This is a genomic window from Undibacterium sp. KW1 (assembly GCF_009937955.1).
Classification (GTDB): domain Bacteria; phylum Pseudomonadota; class Gammaproteobacteria; order Burkholderiales; family Burkholderiaceae_D; genus Undibacterium.
Genome location: NZ_AP018439.1, coordinates 5,862,392 through 5,880,533 on the forward strand (window position 1 = coordinate 5,862,392; position 18,142 = coordinate 5,880,533).

16 protein-coding genes are annotated in these 18,142 nt (G+C 50.0%); 3 read left to right on the forward strand and 13 right to left on the reverse strand.

Annotated elements, in window-relative coordinates; genetic code table 11:
- Positions 1 to 20: 20 nt before the first annotated feature.
- The gene (locus tag UNDKW_RS26445; RefSeq protein WP_162061195.1) at positions 21 to 794 is read left to right on the forward strand and encodes an exodeoxyribonuclease III; all 774 of its coding nucleotides are present in this window, start codon (positions 21 to 23) and stop codon (positions 792 to 794) included.
- A 73-nt stretch (positions 795 to 867) separates the two neighbouring features.
- On the opposite strand, the gene UNDKW_RS26450 is transcribed toward UNDKW_RS26445, so the two are convergent.
- The 3 genes from UNDKW_RS26450 to UNDKW_RS26460 form a co-directional block, all read right to left on the reverse strand.
- Positions 868 to 2,502, reverse strand: coding sequence for a bifunctional UDP-sugar hydrolase/5'-nucleotidase (locus tag UNDKW_RS26450; RefSeq protein ID WP_232063128.1), 1,635 nt, complete (start codon positions 2,500 to 2,502; stop codon positions 868 to 870).
- 182 nt (positions 2,503 to 2,684) lie between these two features.
- Positions 2,685 to 5,069 (reverse strand): TonB-dependent receptor, encoded by a 2,385-nt coding sequence (locus tag UNDKW_RS26455; protein ID WP_162061197.1) that lies wholly within the window; start codon positions 5,067 to 5,069, stop codon positions 2,685 to 2,687.
- A 528-nt stretch (positions 5,070 to 5,597) separates the two neighbouring features.
- A complete protein-coding gene (locus UNDKW_RS26460) occupies positions 5,598 to 6,500 on the reverse strand; it encodes a M48 family metallopeptidase (RefSeq protein ID WP_162061198.1) in 903 nt (300 codons plus the stop codon).
- A gap of 316 nt (positions 6,501 to 6,816) precedes the next feature.
- Here UNDKW_RS26460 and UNDKW_RS26465 point away from each other — a divergent pair, with 316 nt between their 5' ends.
- Complete coding sequence (locus UNDKW_RS26465; RefSeq protein WP_162061199.1) at positions 6,817 to 7,968, forward strand: acyltransferase; 1,152 nt, start codon at positions 6,817 to 6,819, stop codon at positions 7,966 to 7,968.
- A 29-nt stretch (positions 7,969 to 7,997) separates the two neighbouring features.
- Here UNDKW_RS26465 and metW read toward each other — a convergent pair whose 3' ends face one another.
- The 10 genes from metW to UNDKW_RS26515 form a co-directional block, all read right to left on the reverse strand.
- Positions 7,998 to 8,600: a methionine biosynthesis protein MetW gene (metW, locus tag UNDKW_RS26470; protein WP_162061200.1), complete on the reverse strand. Its 603-nt coding sequence runs from the start codon at positions 8,598 to 8,600 to the stop codon at positions 7,998 to 8,000.
- Positions 8,597 to 9,784, reverse strand: a complete 1,188-nt coding sequence (locus UNDKW_RS26475) for a homoserine O-acetyltransferase (RefSeq protein WP_232063129.1) — start codon at positions 9,782 to 9,784, stop codon at positions 8,597 to 8,599. Before UNDKW_RS26475 ends, metW begins: the two co-directional genes overlap by 4 nt.
- A gap of 241 nt (positions 9,785 to 10,025) precedes the next feature.
- Positions 10,026 to 11,792: a phosphoenolpyruvate--protein phosphotransferase gene (gene ptsP / locus UNDKW_RS26480; RefSeq protein ID WP_162061202.1), complete on the reverse strand. Its 1,767-nt coding sequence runs from the start codon at positions 11,790 to 11,792 to the stop codon at positions 10,026 to 10,028.
- Positions 11,793 to 12,117: 325 nt separating this feature from the next.
- On the reverse strand, positions 12,118 to 12,387 hold the full coding sequence (locus tag UNDKW_RS26485) for an HPr family phosphocarrier protein (RefSeq protein WP_162061203.1): 270 nt from the start codon (positions 12,385 to 12,387) through the stop codon (positions 12,118 to 12,120).
- A 19-nt stretch (positions 12,388 to 12,406) separates the two neighbouring features.
- On the reverse strand, positions 12,407 to 12,814 hold the full coding sequence (locus UNDKW_RS26490) for a PTS sugar transporter subunit IIA (protein WP_162061204.1): 408 nt from the start codon (positions 12,812 to 12,814) through the stop codon (positions 12,407 to 12,409).
- Between the two features lie 70 nt (positions 12,815 to 12,884).
- The gene (gene gshB / locus UNDKW_RS26495) at positions 12,885 to 13,829 is read right to left on the reverse strand and encodes a glutathione synthase (RefSeq protein ID WP_162061205.1); all 945 of its coding nucleotides are present in this window, start codon (positions 13,827 to 13,829) and stop codon (positions 12,885 to 12,887) included.
- 52 nt (positions 13,830 to 13,881) lie between these two features.
- Positions 13,882 to 15,180 carry a glutamate--cysteine ligase gene (gshA, locus tag UNDKW_RS26500; protein ID WP_162043818.1) on the reverse strand — a complete coding sequence of 433 codons (1,299 nt, stop codon included), beginning with the start codon at positions 15,178 to 15,180 and terminating at the stop codon, positions 13,882 to 13,884.
- A 133-nt stretch (positions 15,181 to 15,313) separates the two neighbouring features.
- Complete coding sequence (locus UNDKW_RS26505; protein ID WP_162061206.1) at positions 15,314 to 15,616, reverse strand: antibiotic biosynthesis monooxygenase; 303 nt, start codon at positions 15,614 to 15,616, stop codon at positions 15,314 to 15,316.
- A gap of 41 nt (positions 15,617 to 15,657) precedes the next feature.
- A complete protein-coding gene (locus UNDKW_RS26510; protein ID WP_197893029.1) occupies positions 15,658 to 16,692 on the reverse strand; it encodes an AI-2E family transporter in 1,035 nt (344 codons plus the stop codon).
- Complete coding sequence (locus UNDKW_RS26515; protein ID WP_162061207.1) at positions 16,689 to 17,078, reverse strand: MAPEG family protein; 390 nt, start codon at positions 17,076 to 17,078, stop codon at positions 16,689 to 16,691. The genes UNDKW_RS26510 and UNDKW_RS26515 overlap by 4 nt, the downstream gene beginning before the upstream one ends.
- Positions 17,079 to 17,359: 281 nt before the next feature.
- Here UNDKW_RS26515 and UNDKW_RS26520 point away from each other — a divergent pair, with 281 nt between their 5' ends.
- The gene (locus UNDKW_RS26520; protein ID WP_232063130.1) at positions 17,360 to 17,914 is read left to right on the forward strand and encodes a glycine zipper 2TM domain-containing protein; all 555 of its coding nucleotides are present in this window, start codon (positions 17,360 to 17,362) and stop codon (positions 17,912 to 17,914) included.
- The last annotated feature ends 228 nt before the right edge of the window (positions 17,915 to 18,142 follow it).

The following is an 18,142-nucleotide window of genomic DNA, read 5'->3' on the forward strand; positions in this document are numbered from 1 at the left end:
TTAAGTCACTACTTACCAGCATGACTAAAATCATCTCTGCCAACCTGAATGGCATACGCTCCGCCGCCAAAAAAGGCTTTTTTGAGTGGATGCAAAAAGAAAACCCTGACGTCGTCTGCGTGCAGGAGCTGAAAGCCCAGGAAGCGGACATGACGCCAGACTTCCTGAATCCGCACCAATATCATGGGCATTTTCATTATGCCGAGAAAAAGGGCTATTCCGGTGTTGGCGTGTATAGCAAAAAGGAACCGGACGCCGTCGTCATCGGTTTTGGCAGTCCGGAGTTCGATGCTGAAGGCCGCTATGTGCGCTGTGATTTTGGCAAGCTGTCGGTGATATCCCTGTATTGCCCCTCCGGCTCATCCTCGCCTGAACGGCAGGAAGCCAAGTTCCGTTTCATGGAATTATTTTACCCTCACCTGGAGCAACTGATTGCCGAAGGCAGGGAAATCATCATCTGTGGTGACTGGAACATCGCCCACAAAGAGATCGATTTAAAAAACTGGAAGAGCAATCAAAAAAATTCCGGCTTCTTGCCTGAGGAACGTGCCTGGATGACGCGGCTGTTTGACGAGCAGGGCTGGCTCGACGTTTACCGTCACCTGCATCCAGAGACAACGGCTGAAGCCTATACCTGGTGGAGTAACCGCGGCCAGGCCTGGGCAAACAATGTGGGTTGGCGCATTGATTACCATGTCGCCACCAGTGGCATAGGTAAAAAGGCGCACAAGGCGTCAATTTACAAGGAAGCACGTTTCTCTGATCACGCACCGCTGATCATAGAATACAAATAAGCGCTGAGCCCATCATGAGAAATGCCCGTCAATTCACTTGACGGGCATTTTTTACTTTTGGAATATCTATAGATTAACCAGGTAAACGCTTGACGCGGTCACGCTTGACCTCATTCAATTTGCTGCCCTGCTCCCGCACATAAGACTCAAAAGCTTCGAGGTCACGACCTATCAACTCTTTGTCTTTGGCTTGCTTGAGCACAGCAAAACCATCACCGCCATCGGCCATGAAGCTGTTGACCACCACGCTGTATTGCTGATTCAGGTCCAGCGGTTTGCCCTTGACCCTGACATCTTTGACGCGTTCATTGATCCCGGCACGAGGGTCGTAGCTGTAACTCAAGGTGTGCGATACAAACAGTTTTTTTGGATCATTGACTTCCCGGCCCGACCATTGCTGCTGTAGCAGCGTCAGGATTTGTGCGCCTGTCAGCTTCATGCGTACCAGGTTATTGCCAAATGGCTGTACCGCATATAAATCACCATACGATACCGCCACCGGACCGGTTGCCTTGCCAGACGGCAGGTCACTGCGTATGCCACCGGCATTCATGAAGGCGACATCAGCACCACCCGCATGTTGCCCATGATGCAGCTGGGAGTCAGCAATGATATTACCCAGGCTACTGTCAAACACACCTGCTTCACTATTACGTGACAAGGGTGCACTCAGATTGACAATGGGACGCTGGCGCAAACTCGCAGTTTGGGTCGCCACCTGATCGACCAGTTGCTTTGCGGCGGGGTCAGCCTGCAAGACTTGCTGGTCAATCAGGTGATTGACAGCGACCGCATTGATGACCTGATTGGTCTTGCGGTCTATCGTCAGGGTTGATTCTGTCAGGAAGGAGCCATAGCTGCGCCCCTGTACCACCAGCCTGCCATCGATCTTGCAGGTATAACCCTGATGTGAATGGCCAGAGACCACCAGGCTGATGGCCTTGTCGAGTTTTTTGCTGATCTCTATGATCGGGCCCTGCAAGCCTTCACAGCGATAGCTGGGATCATTCTCTGAACCCTTGTAAGTTGCGCCTTCATGTATCAGCACCACGATGGCAGCGACGCCCTGCTTTTGCAGTTCTGGCACATAACGGTTAATCTCCGTTGCCTCATCTTCAAAACTCAGATGTTTCACTGCATCGCCTGCCACCAGATTGGGTACATCGGCGGTGACCGCACCGATGAAGCCAACCTTGAAGTCACCGACCTGGCGTATTACATACGGCGTCAGCCAGGGCTTGTTACTACCAAGTTCATGGATATTAGCACCGAGGTAGGAAAAGCGCGCCCCTTTGAATTCTGCATAGGCGCAACCTGTTTGCGGACATTCCCCCTTGATTTTGCGTATCAGGTCGGCAGTGCCATTATCAAATTCATGATTACCGACAGCTGTCACCGACAGATCAAGACGGTTCAGTGCTTCGATGACGGGCTCATCTTTCATCAGTGCTGAACCCATGGGTGAGGCACCAATCAAGTCACCAGCACCAACAAAGATACTGCTGCCCACGGCCTGGCGGCGTTCTTTGAGCTTGGTAGTCAGATAGGCATAACCACCTGCAGGTACAGAGATTTTTTCACCGGGGCGTGCCGGGTCAGATTTGGTAGCGACATAGGGCACAGGCTGGTCGGCCTGTAAATTGCCATGGAAATCATTGATACTGAAGATCGTGATATCCGTCGTTGCTGCCTGGTTCGCCGTAAGCATTTTGTCAGTGCTGGCACAGGAGGCCAACATTACTGCAGCGATGGATATGCTGATTAATTTTAATTTTTGCATAGAAAATATTCTTAAATTAAAAAGAATAAGGCCTGCAACAAGTGTTCTTGTTGCAGGCCTGTATCAAGTCTGTGTGGTGAGATTTTGCTTCACCACCTCATCCCTCCAGATTAGAAATCTGCCTGGAAAGTGACCGAGCTAAAGCGTGGTGCACCCAGATAGTAGAACACACCTTTTGCAGTAATACCGCCTGGGTATGGCTGCGCGTTAGTGATGTTGAAGCTGGATGGGTTACGATACTTTTCGTTGGTCAGGTTACTGATGCTCAGACGGATAGTTGGTTTTTTGAACCAGCTGGTGTTCGGGAATTGATAACCAGCATCAAAGCCCAGCAATGTGTAACCAGGTACGAATTCATCATTCGTCATGGTGGCAAACTGGCCGCCTGTATATTTCATTTTCAAACGTGTGTACCACACTGCTGTTTCATACTGCGCGCTCAGACCAGCTTTCCATTCTGGCGTCAAGGTCATTTGCTTGCCAGCTGTTGGAATATAGAGGCCTTTGCCAACTTGCAGATCGTCCTGAATTTCGCTCTTCGCGTAGCCTACGGAACCGTAGAAGGACCAGCCATTCACTGGTGTATTACCCAGTTCAACTTCGAAACCCTTGGTCTTTACTTTACCGACATTGGTAACAGAGCTTTGAGCCGCCACAGGGTCGTAAGCAGTTGCTTGACGTTCACTGAAGTTGACAGAGTAAGCTGTGACTTGTGCTGTCAACTTGTCACTTTGCAAGCGATAACCCACATCAAGGTTATAAGAAGTTTCTGGAGGTACTTCTGCGAAAGTAAGTACGCCGTTATTGATCGCAGCATTATTTGTGGTTGCATAAACGAAGTTCGGCGGTACCTTCATATTACGCGCCAAACTTGCAAATACCTGATTGTTATTATCAATCTGGTAGCGTGCTCCCAACTGTGGCAAGGCTTTGGTATAACTACGTTCGATGTTGTAAGTGGTACCGGAGTTCGTACCTTCGTTGGCGTAGTTAGTGAAATTACGCTTCATGGTTGGTACGCGCAGACCCAGATTGATGGTCAGCTTGTCATTCAACAGACTGATGGTATCTTGCAGCGAGAACTGGTAAGCAGTACTGATCGTTCTCCAGTCACGGCTTTGGAAAGGTGTGCCATCTGGACGGGTGATACGGCCTTCTTTCAACCAGATATCAGCTGCGTTACCGTTGGCATCAACAGCAACCATAGGGCCGAACTGCTCATGAGTTGCACGTTCATACCAGACACCAGCCAGGATTTGGTGGTTGTCGATAGTGTGAACGACAGAAGCAGTTACACCAGGACGGTTGGTACGTGTCACACTACTGTTGGCAACAATGACTTTATCCAGCGTATCGCCGTCACCGTTCAGATCAACAGCGGCAGTTGTTTTGCCTGTCGTTGGATTCAGGAATGCAGATTCAGTTTGCAGACGTTGTTGTACGCCACCTGTACCATAACCATACCAGTAGTAAGGCACAACTTTGACATCAGTATTTTCACCGATACGGAATTTGCCAGTGACAGAGAAAATCGCGTTTTCAAATGGATTTTTTGTCAATTGGTAGAAAGTGTCAGCATTGGCTACACTTGGATCATTGTCAGCCTTGCCCTTGGTCGGTGTGACGTGACCAATGAACTTGGTTGAATAATCATAGTAGTAACCATTTTTTGCCAGGTCAGCCAAATTGAATGTGCTGATGTTCTGGTTGATTGCGCGGTTATACAACAAAATTGCATTGATGGAGTTGAACTTGTCGAAGTCGATGCGGTAACCAGCGTCTACGTGGTTACGGTCTGCGCCGCCTTCGCCTTTCCATTTGTCAGCTTGCGCATGGGAAGCGGAGATGAAGAAACGGGAACGGCCATCAGCCCACAGGCCTGTGTCGTAACGCATGAAAGTCTTGGACAGTTTCAAACCACCCAGAGTCTGCATGACGCGGAAACGTTTTTCCTTGGTTGGATCGCAAGTTGTAATACCGAAGTTACCACCAGTTGCACCAATCTGTGGGGAATCAACGTCAGTCGAACCTTGAGTCACAAACTGTGTACAGGTATTTTCCTGATCCACGAATTCTTGTGGGAACACAGAGAAGCTACCAGAGTCATTGACTGGTACGCCATTGATGGTCGCACCGATCTGGTCACTGTTAAAGCCACGCAATGTCAGACCACCACCAAACAAACCGGTTGCATCGTAGTTGTAGCTGTTAACTGCTGGCATCAGTTCCAGCGCTTCATAGGCATTGCCTGTAGGACGCTGTTTGGCCAGTTCTTCCGCTGTAATAGTACTACGTGCTTTTGGTGCATTCTCTTGTACCATCAAGCCCATACCAACTTTTTTGCCGGTGATGGTGACGCGGTTTGCATCAGGCTGCTCATTGGATTCTGTCTGCTGCGCATAGGCAGAGGACATGCTCAGGCATACCAGTTGGCATGCGACTGCAACCATCGACAAACGCGATGGAAATGCGGACGATTTGTTTGATTGTTTCATTGAAGCTCCCGAATCATTTTACAAATGGAAATAAAAATTAGTGCAAAACCCCGTCTATCATCTCAAGCCACCGCAACTGCCTGATGACATCCCCTTCACCGCTCGCTTTTTCGCCAAATTTTTTGGCTTTTTTTGTAACTGGTTGTAATTCCACAACAAACACCTGCGATGACATGTCACATTAGAAATACTTCTGGCTATTCATGCCGCGCAAACGATTGCTTTTTTTGAAAACTGAAAATTTTCAACTGCGCAAACGATTGCTATTTCTAAACAAAAAACAGACGGACCTTTTTAAAGTGCGTCTATCTCCTAGTGACATCTTTAAACTTGAGCAATTTGCCGGGGCAAATGTCTGTCGATCAGATATTTTGATATGTGAAAATAGTCTATCACATAAAATTTTGAACTTGCAGAGTGTCCCATCCAATTATGAAAGGATGATGACAAAGTGGTCTTAGGGGCAAGATTTTGTCACAATTGCGCGACAAATTATTATTTTGACACCAACTTTTATTCAAAAAACACTTAATTACCCGAATATACGACGGGAGCAATGCCTTTGACATTGGTTTGATAAGGCGGCAAGGCACTGATACTGACACCTTTGGCGCGCGCGTACAAGGGCATGACTTCAGGGAAGTGGTTGCGGATTTCTGCAATACGGGTAGTACCGGCGGGGTGGGTAGATAGCCATTGTGGCGGCGCGCCCTTGCTGACCATACCCATTTTTTGCCAGAGTGCGACACCGGCACGTGGGTCATAACCGGCCCTAGCAGCAATATCGAGGCCGACGATGTCGGCTTCAGTCTCGTCACCACGCGAAAATGCCAGCATGCTGAACTTGGCCACACCACCAGCTACGCCACCCGCGATATTGGGGTCGTAACCCTTGGCACCAGCCCACAGTTCAGCCAGTTTGATACCCACATTCGCAACGGTTGCCTTGCCTGCACGTTCAGCGCCATGTTCGCGCAAGGCATGGGCAATTTCATGACCCATGACTATCGCGACTTCATCATCAGTCAGTTTCAAGGCATCGAGGATGCCGGAGTAAAAAGCAATCTTGCCGCCTGGCATGCAGTACGCATTAACCTGTTTGGAGCCGATCAGATTGACTTCCCATTTCCATTGCTTCGCCCTTTCATTCCATTTCAGCGCATGCGGTATCAATTTATCGGCAATTGCCCGCAGACGGATAACCTGGGGATGGTTGGCCGGCCCCAAAGCACGCTTTTGCTCCGCCACCTGCATGGTCTGTGCATACTGCGCCGCAGCCTGGCTTTCCAGCGCACCGGTCGGGGCCAGTTTCCGCAGGACCGACATTTCACCTACCTTGACGCCTTCCTGCTGCCCGCTATTTTGCGCATGAGCCGCAGCGCCCAAGGCAAACAGGCTGGAAAATATGAGTGCAGCGTGGTTCAGTTTCATGGCGAATACAGGGCAAGAAGATACGCAGAATGATAAGCGCAAATGGGAGCCGTCTGGCTTTTTTTAAAGACCCTGCCTCTTTAAAAATTAAATACTAGCTACATAGGACCGCCTGCTCATCTTGACTCCAGAAGCTCACGCGGCATTGCCAAACCTCTCCAGATCACTCACGCAAATAGCTCAATTACATTTTTCTGATAAAAAAATAAATATTTCCGGAACAAAATAGTTTCAAATATGTCTATTCCTTATCTGCCTGTCCTCTAAACTATTTTCAGGGCGCAGGGGAAATATTACAAATAAGATAAGAAGCTCTATGAACACCCTTTCCACTCAGCGCTCTAGCGGGCGCTATCAATATATTGATTTCCTGCGCGGCTTTGCAGCCCTGCTCGTGATTTACCAGCATACGATTGATTTTGCGTCGATGGCACAAGCAGATGTGCAGTTGAATGCCGTAGAAGTCGCCATCGCTCATTTCTTTTCCAAACAGATAGGCATAGGTGAGATAGGTGTCTGCATTTTTCTCATGGTCAGCGGCTTTGTCGTGCCTTTCAGCTTATCGACTTATCCTGTAGAACCGCTCAAGACTTTTGTAATACACCGTTTTTTCCGACTGTATCCTGCCTATTGGCTATCAGCAGTCCTTGGTCTGGTGTTTGTATGGTGGCGTTGTGGTGTCAGCCAGGGTGGTAACAACATAGACTGGCTCATGTTTGCCGCCAACCTGACCATGTTCCAGGCTTTTGTCGGTATCGACAACATCATCGGTTCTTACTGGACCCTGGCACTGGAACTCTTGTTTTATTTTTTCTGTATCTATCTGTTTTCACGCGGAAAAATGACTTCTTTAAAGAGCATAGTGCTCTTGATGCTGGCAGTCTTGCTGTTACCTAAATTGTTCCACCGCCTGATGACCGTATCTGCTTATTCCGCGAATGTTCTGTTTTATCTGCGTTACATAGGCTATATGTTCTTCGGCCTTTTATACCGCGACTGGTTGCTGAACAAGAATAACGCGTCTGGAAGGAAAGCCTTGTTTGTGCTCGTATGGACTTTTTTAATCTTTACCGGCCGGGACATACTGCACTTCTGGAATCTGGATACCGCTCAATTAAGATCCCCGGCTGCGCAACTGATTGCCATCACTATTTTCATTCTGACTACGACGATATTCAAGGTACAGGGAAAGCTGGGTAGTTTTTTAGGAAAAATCAGTTATTCCATGTACCTGTTCCATCCGGTAATTTTTTATCCCTTGTATACCTACGTCTGGAGAAGCTTGCCTACTGACTGGCAATCGCACCCTAACCTGTTCTTTGTGATGTCAGCCTTGTTGACGATTGCCTTTTCTTATTGCACCTACCGCTGGCTGGAGGAACCCTCCATCGCCCTGGGTAAAAAGCTCACCCGGCAACGACAGGCAAGTGTGCTACCAACTATGAGCAATATGAAGGTTCACGTGTGATGTTTAAGACAACCTGATGGAAAGGCAGCCTATTTTTTCCGTAAACGGAAAACCGCCAGGCTGCCACGCAAATTGGGCAGCCAGGTCACGGGCCGTCCCTCATGCAGGGCGACACATTCCATCACCTCAAGGCCAACTTCTGCTGCCAGCTCAGAAAAATCGAGTATCGTAGCGCAACGCACATTGGGAGTGTCATACCATTCATACGGCAGGGATTTTGATACAGGCATCTTGCCGCGCAATAAGGCGGTACGGTGTGGCCAGTAACCAAAATTGGGGAAAGAGACGATAGCCTCGCGCCCTACCCTGGCAATATCCCGCAACAATGGTTCCACATGTTTCATCATCTGTAGCGAAGACAGGCACATGACGGTATCAAAGGCATTGTCTTCAAACATGCCCAGGCCATTTTCCATATCCTGCTGTATGACATTCACACCGCGCGTCGCGCAGGCAAGCACCTTGTCGTCAGCGATTTCTATGCCATAGCCATTGCATTGCTTGTCACTTTGCAGGTAATCAAGCATGACGCCGTCACCACAACCGACGTCGAGCACTTGCGCCTGTGGCTTGATCCAGTGGGCGATGAAAGCCAGGTCAGGTCGCAGGACATTCAATTCTGAAAAATTCATGCTGCTACTCCCAACAGGTCGGCTTTTGGTTCAGCTTGTAATTCAGCTCGCAATTCTGCTTCTATACGCTGGTAATACGCAGCAATCAGGTTCAGGTAACGCGGGTCGTCGAGCAGGAAGGCGTCATGCCCATGCGGTGCATCGATTTCTGCATAACTGACGGTGCGCTTGTTGCTGACCAGGGCCTTGACGATTTCACGGCTGCGCTCTGGTGAAAAACGCCAGTCAGTAGTAAACGAAGCGAGCAGGAACTTGGCCCTGGTCTGCGCCAGTGCCTTGGCGAGATCGCCTCCGGTATGACGGGCGGGATCAAAATAATCGAGTGCCTTGGTGATCAGCAGATAAGTATTCGCATCGAAATAATCCGAAAATTTGTCGCCCTGATAGCGCAGGTAAGATTCAATTTCAAAATCCACACCATAACCAAACTGGTAGTCACCGCCTTTGAGGTCACGGCCAAATTTTTCTGCCATGTCATCATCTGACAGATAGGTTATATGACCTATCATGCGAGCAACCCGCAAGCCACGGCGCGGCACAACATTGTGGGCATAGAAATCACCGCCATGGAAATCCGGGTCAGTCAAAATCGCCTGGCGCGCCACATCATTGAAGGCAATATTCTGGGCTGAGAGTTTTGGAGTAGAAGCCACAACTACACAATGACGCAGACGGTCCGGGTACAGAATGCTCCAGGCCAGCGCCTGCATGCCACCGAGTGAACCACCCATTACGGCAGCGAATTGCGCGATACCCATGCGCTCCGCCAACCTGGCTTGCGCATTGACCCAGTCTTCGACGGTCACCACCGGGAAATCTGCACCATACGGCTTGCCCGTGGCAGGATTGGTATGCATGGGGCCGGTGGAACCAAAGCAGGAACCGAGGTTATTAACACCGATGACAAAAAACTTGTTGGTATCGACTGGTTTGCCGGGTCCGACCATATTGTCCCACCAGCCTACATTCTTGGGCTGGTCTGCATACACGCCAGCCACATGGTGCGAGGCATTCAGGGCATGGCAGATCAGGACTGCATTGGATTTGTCGGCATTGAGCTGACCATAGGTTTCCACCATCAGGGTATAGCCCGCAATCGAAGTACCGTTTTGTAAGGCTAAAGGCTCGTCGAACTGAAACGCTTGTGGCGTGACGATTCCAACTGATCCAGGTGAGGATGACATACACTCTTCCATCGGGACTTAACCCGTTATCAAAAAACTCAGGAAGGCTAAAAGGTGGGCTGAATGTGGGAAGGTGAAAGCTGCATTCAAGCTCGCTTTAGCCGTATTTATCATTCGGGATGTTTTCCGAACCGCGCCCGCAAGCTGATTTTCAAATCGGCGCAATAGGTGAAGGATAAACCAAATCCGGCACCTGGGTCAAACCCCGGTGCCAGTGCCATGACAATTTCTATGCAAGTCTTTAATGCAAAGTCGGCAATTGTGCGCCCATAGCCGCCAGGGTTTCCCTGATGGTTGCCGAATCATAGCTGCGCAGAATTTTTTTGACATGGCCCTGCAGCGCATCTAGCCGGGTATTCAGGATCTCTTGCTTGATCTCTGGCAGCAATGCTGCCGGCATCGACAATTCACGGAAACCCATGCCTGCCAGCAAGCGCGTCAGGCGGATATCGCCCGCCATGCCACCGCAGATGGAGACAGGGATACCTGCCCTTTCACCCGCTGTGATAATCATTTGCAAGAGTTGCAAAATAGCCGGGTGCAAATCATCATACAAGTGGGCAACCTCATGATCTGCCCGGTCTATCGCCAGCGTGTACTGGATCAGGTCATTGGTACCGACTGACAGGAAATCGAGTTTCTTGACAAACATGGGCAGCGACAGAGCAGCCGCCGGAATTTCTATCATGGCACCGATGGCGATCTCTGCATCAAAATCCTTGCCCTCCTTGCGCAGTTCAGTCTTGGCCTGTTCTATCATGGCCAGGGTCTGGTCTATCTCAAAACCATGCGCCATCATCGGTATCAGTATCTTGACCTTGCCAAAAGCCGAGGCACGCAAGATAGCACGCAATTGCGTCAGGAATAATTGTGGCTCTGCCAGGCAATAACGTATGGCCCGCAAACCCAGGGCAGGATTGAGGATATTGTGCTCAGTAGTATCCAGTGGCTTGTCCGCCCCGACGTCAAGTGTGCGTATCGTCACCGGCCTGCCTTTCATGGCTTGCACTGCCGTGCGGTAGGCATCAAACTGTTCTTCCTCTGTCGGCAGCTTGTGTTGCTGGCCGCTGCTTTCCATAAACAGAAACTCTGAACGGAACAGGCCTACCCCACTGGCACCTGCCTCCAGCGCATGGGCAGCATCCTGCGGCAGTTCAATATTTGCCAACAAGGTAATCTCGACACCATCCTGGGTAATCGCTGGCGTCTTTTTGAGTTTATGCAGTTTTTTCCTGGCCTTGGCCAGTACTGCCTGGCGTTCGCGGTATTGTTCCAGAACCAGGGAACTTGGGGCAACGATGACGACACCGGCATCGCTGTCTATGATGAGCCAGTCATCCTGTTCTATCAGGCGAGATGCATTGCCCATGCCGACTACGGCGGGTATGCCAAGGCTGCGCGAGACGATGGCCGTATGGGAATTATGCCCGCCTTCATCCGTGACAAAACCGGTGAAAGCAACATCGCGGAACTGCATCATGTCAGCCGGTGAAATATCTCTGGCAACGACGATCATATTGGCACTGCGCTCATCAATGCCATCGGAGCGTATGGCGCTGCCAGCAGTGCCGGTCAATACCTTGAGTACCCGCTCTGCGACTTGCTGGATATCGGCCTTGCGTTCGCGCAGGTAATCATCTTCGATTTCATCGAACTGGGCAGATAATTCATCAATCTGGCTAACCAGTGCCCATTCGGCATTGTAGTGGCGGGTGCGGATGATATCGAGCGGCGCTTCCGAGATCATGGGGTCGGACAGAATCAGGACATGTACGTCGATGAAAGCACCAAGTTCAGTGGGTGCATCTACTGGCAAGTCTGACCAGATAGCCTGTAATTCCTTGTGTACCTGGGCGATTGCCAATTGCAGCCTTTGCACTTCGGCTTCGACCTGCTCCTGTCCTACCAGATAATGTTGTACATCCAGTGCTGCCGGCCGCAGCAGATGAGCGCGCCCGATTGCTATACCGCGTGAAACGGGGATGCCTTGCAGTGTAAAAGATGCCATGCTGTGTCCCCCCAAAATACTTAATCTCCGGGCCTTGTGATCTTGCCGCCCTGTCTTATTTCTAGCGTAACAATCCAGTGTACCGATGCATCGTTAAACCTAAGACCATCAGCAAACCTGATGCCTGTTTTTGCTGATTCAATCAAAGAAGGACAAGGTAAACGAATAGAGTCAAAACAACAATGAAAAAGATGTTGCGATATGTTGCCAATTGTATTATCAGTTGTTTTACACAGAAATTCTGCTTACAAATTCACCTTTGTTCATCGCAAAAAAATGATTGCTCATGCCGGATAATTTTCATTGATCCGTGTTTGTTTTCTCTTTATTCGCCTTCACCAAACTTGTCATTGATCAGCGCTTGTATGGCATCAAAACAGGCTTGTTCATCCGCACCATCGGTTTCTAATAGAACTTTACTGCCCTTGCCCGCTGCCAGCATCATGACACCCATGATGGACTTGCCATTGACGCGACGGCTATTGCGGGTCAGCCATACTTCAGATTTGAATTTGCTGGCAGTCTGGGTAAATTTTGCCGATGCGCGTGCGTGCAAACCCAGCTTGTTGATGATTTCGATTTCCTGTTGAATCATGCTTTACTTTCTTTCTCAATTAGTTGGGTGATAAACGTACACGATTGTCCAGTCTGATCGCGCCATTCTGGCCACCAGCCAGCGCCATTTCCACTACGACATCGAGTACATCACTACGATAAGTTATAGCCCGCAACAACATGGGCAGGCTGATGCCGGCAATGATCGCCACGCGGTCCGGGTCACCCAGTTGCCTGCAGCAATTCGAAGGTGTCCCGCCCATGACATCGGTGATCACCAGCACACCGGAACCATCGTCCAGACGCTGCACGGCTTCACGTGCGAGGCGGTTGACTTCATCAATATTCTGGTCGGCAATCACGTCTATCGCTTCAAAGCGCTCTGGCATGCCACGAAATACATGGGCCGCAGCCTGCATGAAGGCCGTACCCAGGGGCGCATGCGTCATTAAAAGTATGCCAACCATCGTTCTTTAACTCTCTTGTGACAACCGGCTTGGGCCAGCGTCTTCCATTTATGTTATGTAAACTACAAATTCAGGCTGCAACTGCCGTTTCAAGGGCATCAATGAACATGCCAGCAACATTGAAGCCTTTTTGCTGGGTAATTTCCTGGAAACAGGTAGGGCTGGTGACATTGACTTCCGTCAAATTAGCACCGATAACATCTAATCCTACCAGCAACAGGCCTCTTTGATAAAGTTCGGGTGCCAAAGTCTGCGCAATCTCAAGATCACGGGCAGACAATTCCTGCGCCACACCCAGGCCACCTGCCGCCAGGTTACCCCTGACTTCACCGTTTTGCGGAATACGCGCCAGGGAAAACGGCACGACCTTGCCACCGATCAGCAATATCCTTTTGTCACCATGGACAATTTCCGGGATATAGCGCTGCACCATGATGGTAGAGCTACCATTCACCGTCAACGTCTCAATGACAGAACCGAGGTTCATGCCATCGTCACGGATGCGGAAAATACCGGTGCCACCCATGCCATCGAGTGGCTTGAGGATGATGTCCCGGTGCTCTTTATGGAAAGCGCGGATACGCTGCTCATCGCGCGTCACCAGCGTGGGTGCAGTGAACTGGCTGAACTGGGCAATGCTAAGTTTTTCATTATGATTGCGGATCGCTGCCGGCTTATTGAACACCCGCGCGCCCTGCTGCTCTGCCAGTTCCAGCAAATAAGTCGCGTAGATATATTCCATATCAAATGGCGGGTCTTTGCGCTGCAGGACGGCATCAAAAGCACTCAGGGGTAGTGACTCAGGCTCAGACAGGCGGAACCAGTCCTGGCTATCGCCGGTCAGGGTGATACGGCTGATATTCGCAATGACCTTGCCACTTTCCAGCGCCATATCTGCCGGGCCAAAGGCATAGATGGCATAACCACGTTTGTCTGCTTCCACCATCATGGCGTAGGTGGAATCCTTATACGTCTTGAAGTGAGACAGCGGGTCGGTCAGGAAAGCGATTTTCATGAATGTGCTCAATATTCTCGGCTAGATAATGATCTGATTAATGATTTAAGAATCAATAAACCTCAGGATTTGGATCTGTCTTTTCCAGCTCCAGTGACGCCGCCAGCAAAGCCAGGCGCGCTACGACACCATACATGTAAAATCGATTTGGTGCTGCCGTGCCCGGTTTTGCCTTCATGTCAGGTACTGCGTGTTGCTGGGCAAAGGCCAGCGGCACAAAGTGCATACCGGGCGCATTGAGGTTTTCATCAACGCCACGGTCTTCGTGCACGCGGTAAAAGCCGCCAACGACATAGCGGTCTATCATATACACCACAGGCTCAGCCACGGATTCATTGATTTGCTCAAAGGTATACACGCCTTCCTGGACGATGACATCGCGCACTTCCATGCCGTCCTTGACGACCGACATCTTGTTACGCTGTTTGCGGTTCAGGTCGCGCACTTCGCTGGAATCATGCACGGTCATGATGCCCATGCCATAGGTACCGGCATCGGCCTTGACGATGACGAAGGGTTTTTCCTTGATACCGTATTCCTTGTATTTCTTGCGTATCTTGGCAAGTATGGTATCGACAGCAGCCACCAGCGTGTCTTCACCGCTGCGGTCGTGGAAATTCACATCCTTGCATTTGATAAAGAAGGGGTTCAGCATCCACGGGTCAATATCCACCATCTTGGCAAATTTCTTGACCACTTCATCATAGGCATGGAAGTGATTACTCTTGCGGCGCAAGGCCCAGCCTGCATGCAGAGGCGGCAGCAGGGTCTGTTCATTGAGTTCTTCGAGTATCGCCGGTATGCCTGCCGACAAATCATTGTTCAGCAGGATGGTGCAGGGGTCGAAATTCTTCAGGCCCAGGCGGCGGCCATTGGCAGAGCGCTCCAGCGGTTCCAGTATCAACTGGCTGCCATCTGGCAAGTCTATGGGTGTTGGTTCGGTGATATCGGCCGACAAGGAACCCAGACGCACATTCAAACCAGTCTGACGGAAAATCTGCATCATGCGGGCAATGTTTTGCAGATAAAACACATTACGGGTATGGCTCTCAGGGATGACCAGGAGATTTTTGGCATCCGGGCAATATTTCTCTATCGCCGCCATCGCCGCCTGCACGGCCAGTGGCAACATTTCTGATGCCAGGTTATTAAAACCACCGGGGAACAAATTGGTATCGACAGGTGCCAGCTTGAAACCGGCATTGCGCAGATCGACAGAGCAATAAAATGGCGGGGTGTGTTCCTGCCATTCAAGACGGAACCAGCGTTCTATTGCTGGTGTCGCTTCTAATATCTTTTTTTCAAGATCGAGCAGGGGGCCGTTGAGAGCGGTGACGAGATGCGGAACCATAATGACCTTTTGGAGAGCAAGCTGTTGCCAAAAATGAACGCCGACCTCAGCGCCACAGGCAAATCATGACTTGATAAGCTTGGGATGAAATCCCGGTAATCAAGTCGGAATTATCCCAGGCTACGCAAAAAAATCACTCGGACTTGGCTAAAAGATCAAAATGTTCGACCACAGGGGCGCTGGCAAAATAAGGGCCGACAATCGCTCGCCATTCTGCAAATGCTGCAGACTCACGAAAATCAACGGTATGGTTTTCCAAAGTTGCCCAGTAAATCATGAGCAGGTAACGCTCTGGCGACTCTATGCCCTTTTTCACCTTGAAACCCAAAAACCCCTGGGCATGACGTATCACTTCATCAAGACCGCGTTGTATGGCGACATCAAACTCGGCTTGCTTGCCAGCTTGTATGCGTATATCTGCTAACTCCAGTATCATTTTTAAGCCTTTTATGTTGAAAAATTCACTACTGTGTTTCATTAAACCAGACCCCGGTCACTCAGCTCTTTCTTGATATAAGCATAAAACACCGGGGCCGCAACCACACCGGGAACACCAAACAGGGTTTCCATGACCAGAATAGCGGTCAGCAATTCCCAGGCCCGGGCATTCACCTGTGCACCGATGATGCGTGCATTCAAAAAGTATTCTGCCTTATGAATGACGATCATGAATACCAGCGATGCTATCGCCACATTCAGTGATTGTGACAAGGCTACAATCACGATAACGGTATTGGAAATGATATTGCCCGCTACCGGTATCAAACCCGCCAGAAAGGTAATGGCGATCATGGTCTTGGTCAGCGGGAGATGTATACCGGCCATGGGCAGGATAGCAGTCAGGTAAATTGCAGTAAATACGGTATTGATCAAGGATATTTGCACTTGGGCAAACACGATTTTATGAAAAATCTGACCCAGATTGCTGATCCTGTGTTGCATGGCGGCAGCAAAGGGCTTGTGATTGCTGTCGCCACTGACATCCCTGAGGGCAATCATTGCGCCTATGATCATGCCCAGCAATAAGTGTACGATCAGATGACCTGCTTCTGGCACCAGTTGCTTGGCTTCACCAGCATGTTCACGTAGCCAGTGTGTCATCATCAGTCTGAGTGCCTCGACATCCTCCGGCAAGTTAGTACTCACCCAATCAGGTAATTGATGACGTGAGGTTTCAATGATGTCGGCCAGTTTCTGTAACAGGCTATGCAAATTCCCGGCATCGCTGCGCAAAAAGCCATGGATGGCCCAACCACTCATTATCAGACCGGCTATCAGTAAAATTGACAGAAAGGCAACAGCGATCATGCGTGGTTGCTTATGCCGGAAACGCAGGGCGATTGCCGGTGCCAGCACATGAATGATGGAAAATACCAGCAAGCCAGAAAACAGGGCAAGCAGCAAGCCTGCCTTCAACACCATCAACAGGGCTATGCCCATGAGGATGTAAGAAGCATAGATGGATGGCGATAATGCCTGACTGGCCAGACTGGTCAATGATTTAGTCTTCATTTCAATACCCCACTCAAACCTACCACTGCTCCCAGCAGCAAGGCTATTGCCGCCAGAGTAGAAACCAGGAAACCCATGGAGCGCTTACTGGCATCTTGCAGATAGGCCAAAGCATACATAATGCGCCCAAGCAACCATACTACCCCCAGTAAAGCTGCCGGTATATCACCGCTCCAGATGGCGCATAACCATAGCGCTGGAAAAAAGAAGACCATTTGCTCTACGGTATTTGCCTGCACCCGCATGGCCCGTAAAAATTCTGGAGGCCCATCCATGGCCGGAGCCTTGACCTGAAGTTTCACCCGCAGCCGCCCTACGGTCATCACATTCCAGACATACATGCAGAGTACTGCAAGGCTTAACCAGGATGTCCATTGCAAGTGCATAAATTCTCCAGTAGAGGGTATAGATGGGGTGAATGCGAGCGGCATAGATGAGGCCAATGGTGTAAAGTACAAGAATACAATACCAAAAGTACATTGAAACAGACACTTACATTTTCATGTCTTCTAATTTCATGGTCAGGGCGTTATATACACACTAGCAAGAGACTATCACAGGACATAAACAGAATTACCAGAACCCAGCTGCCCGTTTTTGCCAGTTTGACAAATTCAGAGGCCAAGGCAATGTTGATCACATGATCCAAATCGAAAGAGGTAAAAAAATGACATTCACAAAATTCTCCATGGCTGCATCCGTACTGGCATTTTCTGCCAGCGCTCTGGTTCCTGCTGCACAGGCTGCCGACTTTGATGATTATGCCCGCGTCGTTAGCGTCACTCCACAAGTGGAGCAAGTCAATGTGCCGCGTCAGGAATGCCGTACCGAGTATGAAACCAGCCAGCGCAACTATCCTCGTCAGCAACAGGCCGAGCGCAGCAATGGCGGCGCCATCATAGGCGGCCTGGCCGGTGGTTTGCTGGGTAGCCAGGTTGGCGGCGGCAATGGCCGTATTGCTGCGGCTGCCGTCGGTGCCGTAACTGGTGCCATTGTTGGTGATCGAGTTGAAAATAATGGCAACAATGGCAACAATTACAATAACCAGCCTGTTTATGAAAGCCGCCCTGTACGCCAGTGCCGCAATATTGATAGTTGGGAAACCCGTACCAATGGCTATGCCGTGACCTATGAGTACCATAACCGTACTTATACTTCTGTAATGCCTTATGACCCGGGTTCACGCCTGCGTATCCATGTGTCTTTGACGCCACGTCCTTGATCCTGCTTAACAGCCCTTAGCATCACCAATGCCGCCGATAGCGGCATTTTTTATTTTCCCCCTCAAAAAAGCCTGCATTTCTCTCAAAATCCTCCCGCTCTCCTTCCACTCTGTCTAAACCCGGCTCACATATCAGCCTTTTGCGTCCTGACGTGGCCTAAACCCGCTCAAGACTGTGAATTGCTGCCAAATTGGGCGGAATTTGCATAGGTTTATAGTATTATCTTG

Excerpts from the sequence above, each read along its gene's own strand:
- UNDKW_RS26445 (WP_162061195.1), top strand. The coding sequence starts at position 21 with ATGACTAAAATCATCTCTGCCAACCTGAATGGCATACGCTCCGCCGCC.
- UNDKW_RS26450 (WP_232063128.1), bottom strand. The coding sequence starts at position 2,502 with ATGCTTACGGCGAACCAGGCAGCAACGACGGATATCACGATCTTCAGT.
- UNDKW_RS26455 (WP_162061197.1), bottom strand. The coding sequence starts at position 5,069 with ATGAAACAATCAAACAAATCGTCCGCATTTCCATCGCGTTTGTCGATG.
- UNDKW_RS26460 (WP_162061198.1), bottom strand. The coding sequence starts at position 6,500 with ATGAAACTGAACCACGCTGCACTCATATTTTCCAGCCTGTTTGCCTTG.
- UNDKW_RS26465 (WP_162061199.1), top strand. The coding sequence starts at position 6,817 with ATGAACACCCTTTCCACTCAGCGCTCTAGCGGGCGCTATCAATATATT.
- metW (WP_162061200.1), bottom strand. The coding sequence starts at position 8,600 with ATGAATTTTTCAGAATTGAATGTCCTGCGACCTGACCTGGCTTTCATC.
- UNDKW_RS26475 (WP_232063129.1), bottom strand. The coding sequence starts at position 9,784 with ATGTCATCCTCACCTGGATCAGTTGGAATCGTCACGCCACAAGCGTTT.
- ptsP (WP_162061202.1), bottom strand. The coding sequence starts at position 11,792 with ATGGCATCTTTTACACTGCAAGGCATCCCCGTTTCACGCGGTATAGCA.
- UNDKW_RS26485 (WP_162061203.1), bottom strand. The coding sequence starts at position 12,387 with ATGATTCAACAGGAAATCGAAATCATCAACAAGCTGGGTTTGCACGCA.
- UNDKW_RS26490 (WP_162061204.1), bottom strand. The coding sequence starts at position 12,814 with ATGGTTGGCATACTTTTAATGACGCATGCGCCCCTGGGTACGGCCTTC.
- gshB (WP_162061205.1), bottom strand. The coding sequence starts at position 13,829 with ATGAAAATCGCTTTCCTGACCGACCCGCTGTCTCACTTCAAGACGTAT.
- gshA (WP_162043818.1), bottom strand. The coding sequence starts at position 15,180 with ATGGTTCCGCATCTCGTCACCGCTCTCAACGGCCCCCTGCTCGATCTT.
- UNDKW_RS26505 (WP_162061206.1), bottom strand. The coding sequence starts at position 15,616 with ATGATACTGGAGTTAGCAGATATACGCATACAAGCTGGCAAGCAAGCC.
- UNDKW_RS26510 (WP_197893029.1), bottom strand. The coding sequence starts at position 16,692 with ATGAAGACTAAATCATTGACCAGTCTGGCCAGTCAGGCATTATCGCCA.
- UNDKW_RS26515 (WP_162061207.1), bottom strand. The coding sequence starts at position 17,078 with ATGCACTTGCAATGGACATCCTGGTTAAGCCTTGCAGTACTCTGCATG.
- UNDKW_RS26520 (WP_232063130.1), top strand. The coding sequence starts at position 17,360 with ATGACATTCACAAAATTCTCCATGGCTGCATCCGTACTGGCATTTTCT.